The 10,399-nt window shown below is 30.5% G+C and carries 9 protein-coding genes; 4 read left to right on the forward strand and 5 right to left on the reverse strand.

What is annotated here, in order from left to right; all coding sequences use genetic code 11:
* Positions 1 to 21: 21 nt before the first annotated feature.
* Both C7958_RS13395 and rpoD read left to right on the forward strand, forming a co-directional pair.
* Positions 22 to 1,296, forward strand: a complete 1,275-nt coding sequence (locus tag C7958_RS13395; RefSeq protein WP_111573186.1) for a YihY/virulence factor BrkB family protein — start codon at positions 22 to 24, stop codon at positions 1,294 to 1,296.
* An 83-nt stretch (positions 1,297 to 1,379) separates the two neighbouring features.
* A complete protein-coding gene (rpoD, locus tag C7958_RS13400; RefSeq protein WP_111573187.1) occupies positions 1,380 to 2,309 on the forward strand; it encodes an RNA polymerase sigma factor RpoD in 930 nt (309 codons plus the stop codon).
* Between the two features lie 171 nt (positions 2,310 to 2,480).
* Here rpoD and C7958_RS13405 read toward each other — a convergent pair whose 3' ends face one another.
* From C7958_RS13405 to C7958_RS13425, 5 genes are all read right to left on the reverse strand, one after another.
* Positions 2,481 to 3,083, reverse strand: a complete 603-nt coding sequence (locus tag C7958_RS13405) for a TetR/AcrR family transcriptional regulator (protein ID WP_111573188.1) — start codon at positions 3,081 to 3,083, stop codon at positions 2,481 to 2,483.
* Positions 3,084 to 3,094: 11 nt separating this feature from the next.
* Positions 3,095 to 4,501: an MATE family efflux transporter gene (locus tag C7958_RS13410; RefSeq protein WP_111573189.1), complete on the reverse strand. Its 1,407-nt coding sequence runs from the start codon at positions 4,499 to 4,501 to the stop codon at positions 3,095 to 3,097.
* 198 nt (positions 4,502 to 4,699) lie between these two features.
* Positions 4,700 to 6,031 (reverse strand): MFS transporter, encoded by a 1,332-nt coding sequence (locus tag C7958_RS13415; RefSeq protein ID WP_111573190.1) that lies wholly within the window; start codon positions 6,029 to 6,031, stop codon positions 4,700 to 4,702.
* A 112-nt stretch (positions 6,032 to 6,143) separates the two neighbouring features.
* Entirely contained in the window at positions 6,144 to 7,397 is a 1,254-nt protein-coding gene (locus C7958_RS13420) for a MerR family transcriptional regulator (protein WP_111573191.1), read from the reverse strand.
* Positions 7,398 to 7,538: 141 nt separating this feature from the next.
* Entirely contained in the window at positions 7,539 to 8,885 is a 1,347-nt protein-coding gene (locus tag C7958_RS13425; protein ID WP_111573192.1) for an aminopeptidase C, read from the reverse strand.
* 230 nt (positions 8,886 to 9,115) lie between these two features.
* Between C7958_RS13425 and C7958_RS13430 the strand changes: the two genes are divergently transcribed.
* On the forward strand, positions 9,116 to 9,772 hold the full coding sequence (locus C7958_RS13430) for a ligand-binding sensor domain-containing protein (protein ID WP_111573193.1): 657 nt from the start codon (positions 9,116 to 9,118) through the stop codon (positions 9,770 to 9,772).
* Positions 9,772 to 10,311, forward strand: a complete 540-nt coding sequence (locus C7958_RS13435) for a two-component regulator propeller domain-containing protein (RefSeq protein WP_111573194.1) — start codon at positions 9,772 to 9,774, stop codon at positions 10,309 to 10,311. The genes C7958_RS13430 and C7958_RS13435 overlap by 1 nt, the downstream gene beginning before the upstream one ends.
* Positions 10,312 to 10,399: the final 88 nt, after the last annotated feature.

A 10,399-nucleotide genomic window follows, 5' to 3' on the forward strand; every position in this document is an offset into this window, starting at 1 on the left:
TTTCATAAGAGGTGGCGAAAAATGGAAAATAGAGATAATATATTAAGCAATATTAAAGCGCTGATCTCTTTTGACTTAATTTTGTTATTTATAAAGAGGGTTTATCAAAAATCTAAGGAAAATGATATTTTTATTCATGCTATGGGAATGGTCTATATCACAACACTTTCGATTGTTCCTTTTTTAATCTTTTCTTTTTATATCATGACTCTCTTTAATTTCTTTGGTAAAATTGATACTATTGTCGGGGAAATTAGAACTTTGATCTTAAATAATCTTGCTGCCGGCACAGGAGAAAGCCTAATTGATTATCTAGAACTTTATATTTTAAATGTTGATATTGAACAGCTGGGAATAATAAGTTTTCTCTCTCTAATTTTTATCATTGTCTTTATGCTGGCCCGGGTAGAAATGACTTTTAATAGAATTTGGAATGTAAAAGAACATCGTGATTTATTTAAACGCTTTGTCTCTTTCTGGACCTTTATTACTCTGGGAACTTTTTCAATAACTCTTCTTTTAACTTTAAGCCTTTTATTTGCCGAAAGGTATCTTGGATTATGGTTAAGTGGGGAGCAGATAAGTCAGAGTAGTATTTTTAGCTATATTTTATTTTCTTTTAATTTTTTATTTTTTATTATTGCCTATTACTTTGTTCCAAATACGGATGTTAAACCAAAAGCTGCACTTTTTGCCGGATTATTTAGCGGTTTTTTATTTGTTCTATCTAAAAACATATATAGTATTTATACAGCTAATATTATTACCTACAATCAGATTTATGGACCTCTATCTATTATTCCAATTTTTCTGCTCTGGCTCTATTTAATCTGGTTAATTGTACTTTTAGGAGCTGTAATCTCTTATGTCTTTCAGCACCGTTCTGGACTTAAATATCTGCTGAACAGAAAAAAAATCAATCAGGGATTAAGAGATTTGATTGCAACAGCAATTCTATTATCATTATATAAAAATTATCAGGTTGAAGGCAAGCCGCCTCTTTCCTTTGAAGAACTACTGGAAAAAATTAATCTTCCCGCTGAAGATATTGCTTCTGAAATTGACAATTTAAAACAAAAAAATATAATTGCTGAAACTGAAACTGGTCGATATCTACCTCTAAATAAGGCCGCTAAATTTACTGTCTGGGATAGTTATCAAACTAACTTTTTAAATGAAAAATTTGAAATCAAAAATATTTTTAAGGAACAGGAAATGCAAAATCTCTATAAAAAAATTAAAGAAGAGGAAAAAAATAGTTTTAAAAAGATGAAATTTATCGATTTTTTAAATTAATTACTGTGAGGGCTTTAAATTTTATCTTATTTATGCTACAATTAGTGATTGTGTCAGGCATTATGCATTGAGGAGGAATTATAATGGTTAAAAAAGCTGATAAGAAAAATAATGATAACCAGAATGACAGTACAGAAGAAGAAAATGATTTAGATCTTTCCATACCTGATGGAGCCGGTATTGATGATTCCGTACGAGTATATTTAAAGGAAATGGGTAAGGTTGATTTGCTTGACAAGGAAGAAGAAGTTGAACTTGCAAAAAGAATTGAACAGGGTGATCAGGAGGCACGACAAAAACTGACAGAAGCTAATTTAAGACTTGTTGTCAGTATTGCCAAAAAATATATAGGACAGGGAATGTCTTTTCTTGATTTAATTCAGGAAGGTAACAAAGGATTAATGAAAGCAGTAGAAAAGTTTGATTACACTAAAGGATATAAGTTTAGTACCTATGCCACCTGGTGGATTAGACAGTCGATAACCAGAGCTTTAGCTGATCAGGCAAGAACTATTAGAATACCAGTACACATGGTTGAAACAATGAATAAATTAAGAAGGATTGAAAAAAGACTTAAAAAAGATTTAGAAAGAGAACCTACTCTGGAAGAAATTGGGGAAGAAATGAATATGGAGCCGGAGAAAGTTCTCGAAATTCAAAAGCTGGCAATGAATCAGCAGCCTACCTCTCTGGATACTCCCATTGGTGAAGAAAAAGACAGTCATTTAAAAGATTTTATTGAAGATCAGGATGCACCAGCACCAGAGATGCTTGCTTCTTCTGAGCTTTTAAAAGATCAATTAGAAACTGTTCTTGATACTTTAACAGATAGAGAAAAAAGAATTATCAAATTAAGGTTTGGACTCGAAGATGGACGACAGAGAACTCTAAAAGAAGTTGGAAGTCAGTTTGGAGTTACCAGAGAAAGAATTAGACAGATTCAGGCAAAAGCCTTAAGAAAACTGAGACATCCAACCAGAAGTAAAGAATTAAGAGGGTATTTAAATAATTAGAATATTTATTTGGGCAATTTATTTAAAGTAATTTATATTTATTTAAATAAATTAAAAAATTAAGGCTGAATCACTGTTGTTTTATAAACAGTGATTCAGCCTATTTTTATTCTTATATTGAATTTTCTATTTTAGTGCATTTTATAAATCAAAAGTAAAATTTGATCTATTTTAAGCATTAAATTTCTTAACTACATAAGAACTAATTATGTCATATAAAAACTGAAGATTATCATCTTCTTTTTCAAAATTTTGCTGCAGGAGCGGAATATCTGTCTGAATCATGGTAAAGAGACGATATAAATCTGTATTATTTTTTTCTAACTCGATTTTAAATTCTTTTTTTAAAACTGAGACAAACAATTCATAAATTTGATTGATCAAAACTTCTGGAAATCGGATCCTATTAAATTTTTCTTTTTGCTCTTCTTCTCCTATTTCAAGATCATTCATAATATAGCGAAAAAGTTCTCTGACAATAGATTTTTTCTTTTTCATCTCTTCAGTCAGGACTTTCAAGTAATTCATCAGATGATTTTCGTCTAACTGCTGGCAGTTATTTTTGAGAATCTGATAGGTTTCCCTCCAGCTTTCTTCAAAAACATTAATATAAAGCTCCCATTTATTAGGATAATAATTGTAGAGTGTGCCTACAGCTATCCCAACCTCAGAAGCAATTTCACGCATACTAACATTTTGATAGGGATTATCATTAAATAATTCAAGAGCCGTTTTGGCTATTTCTTCCTCCAAGTTTTTAATGATTTTTGGCATAATTATCTCCTTTATCTGACATTTTTGTGTTCATATTTTAAATGTAATTTCTGCTTAAGCTTACCTTTTTCTTCAGCTTCCAACTCTTTAATTTCACGATAAACATAAATAAACAACAGAGCTGTTAAGAGTGCCGTCAGTCCATCAGCAACCGGCTGTGCCATAAATAATCCCTGCATCTTAAAGTTATTAGAAAGTAAAAAAATTGCAGGAATAAAGAATAATCCCTGTCTGGAAAAAGATAAGATAGTTGCTGGAATACCGTGACCTAAAGCCTGGAATAATGTGTTAATTGTTATGGAAAAACCCAGCAGCGGTAAAACCAGAGCATAGAGTCTTAAGCCAGTAGAAGCAATTTTTATAACTTCTGGATCTCTGCTAAAAAAGCTGATTACCTGTTTATTAAAGAAAAAGAAAACTACGAATAAGATCATGCCAAAAATAGTTGTTCGTTTGATAGTAATTTTAATTGAATCTTTCAACCTCTGTATTTTTAGGGCCCCAAAATTAAAACCTGCAATTGGCTGAAATCCCTGAGTAAAACCTGCAATTATAAAAAAGCCAAAAGAAAATACTCTATTGATGATTCCTACAGAAGCCACTACTGCAGCCCCATATACCGCAGCCATATTGTTTAAGAGTGTCATTGCAACACTGCTCAGCAGCTGTCTGATTAAAGTTGGAATTCCAATTTTCATAATCTCTGTATAAATAGACAGTGACGGCTTAAATTCTTTAATTTTAAAGTCAAGAACACTTTTCTCTGATTTATAAAAAAGAATCAGCATTACTGTAGAAACAGCCTGAGCAAAGACTGTAGCTGCAGAAGCACCTGCAATTCCCATCCCAAAGTAAAAAATTAAAATGGGATCTAAAATAATATTTAAAACAGCTCCTGTGCTCAAAGCCACCATACTCATTTTTGCACTGCCCTCTGCTCTAACCATATTGTTCATATTCATGTTGCTCATTGTAAAAATGGAACCAAAAATTATTATAGCCGTATAATTAACTGCATAGGGCATTATTATATCTGTGGCTCCAAAAAGTCTCAGCAGGGGCCTTAAAAAATACAAACCTCCAACGGCCAGCACAATACCTAAAATAAAAGTAGTAATTATTGAAGTTGTCGAAACTCGGTTGGCCATCTCCTTGTTATTTTCACCTAGCAGGCGGGAAATTAAAGAAGCTGAACCAACACCAAAAGTTAAACCAATTGCAGAAATTGCCATAAAAAGTGGAAAAGCTATCGTTACAGCACCAATAGCCTCTGTTCCTATTCGTCCCACAAAAATAGTATCAACTATATTGTAAACTGCACTTACAAGCATCCCGATTATTGCCGGGATAGACATTTCTGTTAATAATTTTGGAATCGGTGTTTCTGCTAATTTTCTAGTTTTTTCGTCTTTATACATTTCTAGACCTCCTGATATTTTTATGAATAATGTTCATTAAAATACAAAAAAAAGACTTTATGAATTATGTTCACTATAATAAATTATAATGGATTTTATTCATAAAGTCAAATATTCTTATATTGTTTTATTTATAATTAATAAATAATTGGCATTAAAACATTTTTTTCTTAAGATAATATGTGTTTTTTAACCAATTCACAATTCACTGATTTCAGAATCGATATTTTGCTGAATAAATTTTTGTCCTACAGTTGAATTAAAAAATATTAAATTAAAACCCAAGAAAATAACTGATCCAATAATAAAAGTATAACTAACTGGTACAAGCTTAATAACTGCTGATGATATTAAAAGTGCTATCGGTACAACAATTTTAATAATGCTCATTTTAACACTCAAAACTCTTCCCAGTATACTCTGTGGTACTATTTTTTGAATTATTACATTTGCAGGTACATCTATCCAGGCTACTGAAATCCCACTCATGAACATCAGAAAGCTGTAATAAACTAAAATAAAGTTGGAAGTGGGAACATTTTGGAAAACAATAATTGGTAGAGCAAATGCTGTAACTCCTACTGCAGAAATAAAGGCAAGATTTTTTATCAAAATATTGTAGCTGATTTTGCCCATTATTTTTTCGGTTAGTAAGGCTCCAAATATCATTCCAACTGGAAATGCCGCCTGAATAATTCCATATTTATTAGGATCAATTTTCCAGATTGTATTTAATAAATAAGGTAGTGGAACAATTAAAGTAAAGTTGAAAAAGAAATTAAGGGCAATAAAGATATAAACTAAAGATTTTAAATTACTGGATCGAAAAATATAATAAAATCCTTCTTTTAATTTGAAAATAAAAGTATCTAGGTTTTTTTCATTTCCAGTCTCCTCTTCTAGCTGCTGATTATACTGATAATCAATAAAATATTCTATTAGAGCAGAAATCAAAAATGAGATGGCATTGATTAAAATAAATCCTTTCAGATTAATAAAACCATAAATTATTCCTCCCATCAGTGGTCCTAAAATATGGGACAAAGATTCTATTACTCTGGCCTGAGAATTAATTTTTACCAGACCAGATTCTCTGACCAGACTGGGTTTGGCAGATTCGAGAGCAATATCAAAAAATACTGTTAAAGTTGTCATTATAAAGGTGCTGAAGTATAAAATATAAATATTAAAAGAATAATTAGTTATAATAAAGTAAATTAGAGAAAGAAAAATCCCATTTATTAAATCAGATCCAACTACCAGAATCTTTTTATTAAATTTATCTGCTATTACACCTGCAATTGGATTAAATAGAACAACCGGTAAAGTGTATAAAACAAGATTAAGAGCAAATGAGAGTGCAGAAGAAGTTGTCCTTAACAAATATAATCCAATAACAAAAGCATATATTGCAGAACCAAATAAAGAAATAGTTTTACCTGATAAAAAAAGCATTAAGTTTAAATTTTCTCTCTTATCACTTTTGACTTCCTGACTATTTTCAATTCTATTGTCTTGATAATTTAACATTTTAATTACCTCCTTTGATTTTCTAATTTAATTATAAAGTGTGGAGGTAACACAAGTGCAAGAGGCTATAAAATTATTTTTAGAATTATTTCCCCAAAAAGTAGAGTTAACTCTACTTTTGCTTTCTTTTTTTAGCGTTTACCTGATAGGAAAATATTTGATCTCCTATCTGGGCAAATTCTTCGTATTTGCCCATTGATCTTTCTATTTTTTTTATTTCAGACTTATATTCATTTAAAAACTCCAAACCCATTTCTTTTAATTTAAGTCGAATATTTGAATACATAAAGTAATCTCTATATTTTCTTTTAACTATATTATTCTCTCCAAATTTATGATAAATTATAAAAACAGCTGTCATCATAAAATTTTCTTTAAAATACTTAAGTAATAACTCCGGCAAAAACTCCTGATTATGAAAAGAAAAATTAGAAATCCCAGAAAAATCAATTAGATAGTCAAGAGACTTCTTTTTAAGCGGTAAGTTTGGTAATTCTGCTGTTAAAAAAATAACTTCAGGACCAGCAGGTGATAGTTCTAATAATGATTTAAGATACCTATTCAGTTCAGAACTATGCTCAATACAGATATAGGTAGTATCTGAAGGCAGCTGATCATAGATGTTTCTTAATAAAAATCCATAACCAGAACCGGGTTCTAAAATCACTTTATTTTTTAAACCAGCATAATTAATTCTATTTTTTAACCAGTCCAGGCTCTGATATGATTGATCCATAAATTCAGCATTAGTTTCATTAATATATTCTGTTACATGGAAAAATGGATCTGTTTTAAAAATTTTTTCCTGATTTTGCTGTTCATAAATCTCTTTTGTATATAAAATCCCCTCTTTTATCAATATTTTTTCTCCACAATTGCAGTTGAGGCTTCCCTGATGAATTCGATTAGTTTCAATTTTTTGGGCAGATAAAGTTAAATCAGAACCACAGCTTGGACAGGCAAAGAGATTAAGGTGATTTAAATTTAAGCTGAGATCATTTTGTTTATTTTTATTTTCTGCTTTTAGTTTAGTTAAATGAGAATTCAAAGCATTTTTTGCTTCTTTTAATTCAATAATTCTGTTTTCTATATTTTTAAGTTTTTCCTGATATATATTTTGATAATAGCTGTTTTTCTGATAATTACTCAACCTACCAATTCTTTTAAAACTTAAAATTTCCTTAATTTCATCTAAAGAAAATTCCATCTTTTTCAAACTCAGTATCTCTTTTATATCGTTTTGATCTTCCGAATCAAATTCATAATGCCCGCCAACTTTCTGGGGATTAATCAGATTTAATTTCATATAATAACGAATAGTATCATAGCTTAAATTAAATTTATTTGAAAATTCTTTGATTTTCATTTAAACTCATTCCTTTTAATAAATAATCTTTGCTATATTAAAATACTCCAAATTGAGGCCTAACATATTTTTCAAATAACAAATTAATTAAGCTGCTGTTTTAAAACAGCAGCTTAAATTGTTATAAATGATATTAAAAATTTATCTTGCAGCCAGAGATCCCATTGGATCCCATGGTTTTAAGACAACTGGTTCCTTCTGATATGATTCAAAATCACTTTGACTTAAATATTTCTTATTAATAACTACTTCGTAATTGAATTCTTTAAACCAGTCATTACTCATGATGAAAAAACCATCTTCTCCAACTTTTTCTCCCCAGCTATTCTGAACCTTCCAGCTGAGAGGTTCTTCATCTTTGATGTTTACACCGGTAAAAGCCATAGCATGGGTTAAAATACTTTCCCCATACTGCAGGCGCTGACCTTTGTCTAAAGTGAATTTGGTATCTAAGACCTCTTCATAATTAAATAGTTTTGTATCCATAATTCCTAAATCTCGATCAGACCACTGACCAACATCACAGCCAAACCAGACAGGCTCACCGTTTTTTAACTGGTCTTTTGTATAATCAATCAGCTTTTCAATTGGCAGATTTAAATAATGAATCTGCTGACCTTCTTTAACATTACCCAAAAATTCAACTGTATAGGTTTGATCAAATGGTTTATCCTGAGTTGGAGCATTGATAATACTTACATAATCAGTCATCTTAACTTTAGAATACTTATTGTAGAATTCTTTTGGGGTTAGACTTATATCACGATAAAAATCACCATCCTGATTCTTATATTCAAAATCAAACTCCTGTGGAGGTTCCCCTAAAAAATAAGCCAGAATTGAATAAATTTCTGACAGCATTTCTTCTTTTTCTTCCCTCAAACTTTCTTTATCAGCTCCCAATTTGAAGTCCTCCCGCAATGTTTTAGCAAGATTTCTCAATTTTAAACTCAAGATTTTATTCAGGTAGCGGGAATTGCTGCTGTGATATGTTTCGGGCATTACGTATTTAGGTACAATACCATACTTTTCAATTAAAGCAGTAAACATATCCCACTGACCTCCGTCATTTGTAGGCTCATTTAAAAGCCACATTACTCTGCGGCTGTCAATTTCATGTTCAACTGTCGAAATAATGTTTTCTAAAAAGTAATTGGCCTTCTCCAGTTTGTCCCAAAACATTGTATAAGACTGAGATAGCTCAAAATCATGATCTTCAATCTTTAAATCTTTAGAGATACTGTAGCGGATATTATTTAAAGCCGCAAACATCCAGCAGCGGCCACTTTTTTCCTGATTGGTAACCTTACCTACATCAATCTCTTCCGAAAAATCATAGTGCATTTTTTTAACCGATTCATTGTTTAGGGCAGTATCATTAATTCCATTTTTTATTACAGCATTAGCGATAATTTGACTGTTCTTTCTTTTTTTAAAATAATTAGAAAAAGATTTAAGATTATTTTGATCAATACTATTTCTATTCATTTATAATTCCTCCTATTATTGTAACTATATCTTATTTATGTTATCTTTAAACAATAAAATTTATAATAAAATCTTAGTACCTGTAAACAACTTTCTACAAAAGTTCTTTTATTCCTTTTTTTCTGAGAAAAGTAAAGTTTTAATAATAATCAATATCAATATAATAATATTTATGGTATAATATAATAATATTTCTTTATCTGGAATTTTTGTTGATTTGAGGTGGCAGTATGAATGTTCAAAAATTAAAATCTAACCTTCTTGTTTTGTTTTTAATCCTGAACTATTTCTTTTTTGCTCCAGCAGTTAGCTCTGCTGAAATAATAAATCCTGTTTTTGATCATCTAAACAGAGATGATGGTTTATCAAATCTATCTATTTCATCTATTGTCGAAGATAAATATGGATTTTTATGGTTTGGTACTCAAAGTGGACTTAATTATTATAATGGGCGTGAATTTATTACTTATAGTCATAATCCGCACAGTAATTCTGCTTTAATTCATAACTTAATTCAAACGCTTTACTATGACAGTACAGAGCATCAGCTATGGATTGGAACCTATCAGGGAATTTCAAGACTTGACATTGCTGCTAATACTTTTGAAAATTATTCTGTTGCTGATGGCTTAAGTAATCCTATTATTATCGCTATAACTAAAGATATTAATGGAGATCTACTTTTTGGTACAATGAACGGTCTCAATCGTTTAAACCCCGAAAGTGGAGAATTTGAATATTATGAGATTCCTGGTGAAGTAGTCCGTGATATATTTGTAGACTCCAAAGACAGAGTCTGGATTGCCAGCTATCAGGGACTCTTAAAATATGACAGAGTTAATAATCTAATAGAAAAATTGAGGTCGAACTCCCTGGAGAATTTGTAATGGCAGTTAAAGAATATCAAGCAGAAATTTTAACCCTCGCCCTCTGGGATCAGGGCGTTGTTAAAATTGATGTTTCAGATCTAAAAAATATACAAAATATAAAGGAATATTCTTTTAGTGATAACAGAATCTACTCGCTGCTGAAAACTAATTCTCTCAAAGGTGAATCATCCTATAATAATCTGGAATGGGTGGGCAGCTGGGGTGGGGGCCTTTATATCATTGATCAGGAAGGTAATATTCAGGAAATTAAATCATCAGAAACTAAAGGGTCACTTATCCATCCAATTATTTATTCTCTTTTTCAGGATCAAACTGGCATTATCTGGCTGGGAACAAATGGTGGAGGATTAAATAAAATTAATCCCAGAAAAGAAAATTTTGTTCTGGTTGATCATAATGAAAATAATAATTCGCTTTCTCAGGGGAAAATTAATTCAATTTATATTGATCATAATGATCATCTCTGGATTGCTGTTTATGGAAGTGGAATCGAAAGATACTTAAACAAAGAAAATAAAGTTATTAAATATCACTAGCATTGCATAAAAATATTTAAGCATTGTCAAATTTGAGTTATTGGTAAAGTATACTATCTACAGAATATTCAGTCACTACCCTATCCTT

The organism is Halanaerobium saccharolyticum (assembly GCF_003259895.1).
Taxonomy (GTDB): Bacteria; Bacillota; Halanaerobiia; order Halanaerobiales; family Halanaerobiaceae; genus Halanaerobium; species Halanaerobium saccharolyticum_A.